The sequence below is a fragment of the Streptomyces muensis genome, assembly GCF_021474425.1.
In the GTDB taxonomy this organism is placed as follows: Bacteria; Actinomycetota; Actinomycetes; order Streptomycetales; family Streptomycetaceae; genus Streptomyces; species Streptomyces muensis.
In genome coordinates this window covers 1-1,665 of record NZ_JAKEIP010000554.1, presented here as the reverse complement: position 1 = coordinate 1,665, position 1,665 = coordinate 1, and the positions used below count along the sequence as shown (strand labels likewise).

The following is a 1,665-nucleotide window of genomic DNA, read 5'->3' as shown; positions in this document are numbered from 1 at the left end:
GAGGGTGGGATGGTGTGGCCGTGCTCGGCCAGGAGGGGCTGGACTTGGTGAACGGCCCTGGTGAGGGTGCTGCCGTTGACTCCGAAGAGCTGGGCGAGCAGGTCTTGGGTGCCGAGTTTGCGCAGGTAGAGCACGGTGGCCAGGACTCTGTCGGCGGTGGTCAGCTTGTCCTTGGCCCCTGCGCCGCGAGCACGGATGCGCTCACCTCCTCGTTGCTGGAGCCGTCCTTGCTCCCGTAACTCATCGAGTTTCGAGGTGAGTTGGTCGACGAGTTCGTCCAGTGCCGGTTCGGGCATCCCGGTCAGTTCCGGGTTGCGCAGACAGCCAGTGCCGGGCTGTGGGGATGGGCCGGCTGATCGCGGGTTCTTGGCCGCATCGGCTGTGGCTGTGGTGTCGCGAGGGTGCGGGTGGAGGGTGTAGTTCCAGTCGCCGTGGAAGCGGTGCCGGTGCATGGGCAGGGCTTCGATGTCGCTGTCGGTGACCTTGATGCCGGTGTCGTAGGTGCCCGGGTCGAGTTCGGCGTGAACGGTCAGACCGGTGCGGGTGGTGGTCGCCGCGATGCTGTTCACGATGACGTCGTGGCTGGTCAGCGGGCGGCCACGCCAGTTCATGGAGATGTGGGAGAACAGCCGGTGCTCGATCTTGTTCCACTTCGAGGTGCCCGGCGGCATGTGGCAGACCGTGATGTCCAAGCCCGTCTCCGCGGCCAGGGCGGCGAGTTCCGTCTTCCAGGCGCGGGTGCGGTAGCCATTGGACCCGCCCGCATCCGCGGTGATCAGCAGACGGGTGGCGGCCGAGTATTCGTGCCGGCCTCGGGCCTGCCACCAACGGCGAATCGAGGCGACAGCGAACGCGGCGGTGTCGTGATCGGTGCCGACACTGACCCAGCCGGTGTTCGCGGCGATGTCGTAGATCCCGTACGGGATCGCCTTGCCCGGTCCCCGCCGGTCCAGGAAATCGTGCGTCTTGACCAGTACCGGCTCACCCTCGGGCCGCCACTGGTGGCCGGCGTTCTTGTAGTCGCCGACGAGTTCCTTCTTCTTCGTGTCCACCCTGATCACCGGCTGGCCTGCGTCCATGTGCTCTCTGGCCCGCTCGTTGAGGTAGCGGAACTGGGCGTCCCGGTCCGGGTGCTGCTTGCCCTCGATGGTCTTGGCCCCGGCCTGCAGGCTGAAGCCCTCCGCACGCAGCAGGTCCCCGACCGTGTCCGCGCTCACCCTGTGCCCCTGACGGGAGAGCTCGGCCGCAAGGCTCCTGGTCGACTTCACCGTCCAGCGCAGCGGCGACATCGGATCGCCCCGCTCATCGGGTTCCACCAGGGCCAGCAGCGCGGGCCGCAGACCCGGATCAAGGTCCACGGCCTTCTTGCGGCCACCACCGGGCCTGCGTACCCGGCCCAGAAGCTCCTCACCGGCTTCCAGCTCGTCCACACCTTTTCGGACCGTCGTCTCGCTGACCTGGGCCGCCCGCGCGACCGCCCGGATACCGCCGTGCCCCAGGATCCTGGCCTCGGCCCCCATCAGCAGTCGCCGCTGCCGCTCGTCCAGGTGCGGGAACAACACCCCGAACTTCACAGCGAGTTGGCCACGGACCTCATCGGAGACGCTCATATCACAACAACGAGCCGCATCACGGGAAGCAACACCTTGATTCTCTGCGAGCCCT

At 67.5% G+C, this 1,665-nt stretch carries 1 protein-coding gene; it reads right to left on the bottom strand.

Annotation, left to right across the window (positions count from 1 at the left end; all coding sequences use genetic code 11):
• Nucleotides 1-1,610, bottom strand: a 1,610-nt coding sequence (locus L0P92_RS44270) for an ISAzo13 family transposase (protein ID WP_234768786.1), incomplete at its 3' end; no start/stop codon positions are given.
• Nucleotides 1,611-1,665: the final 55 nt, after the last annotated feature.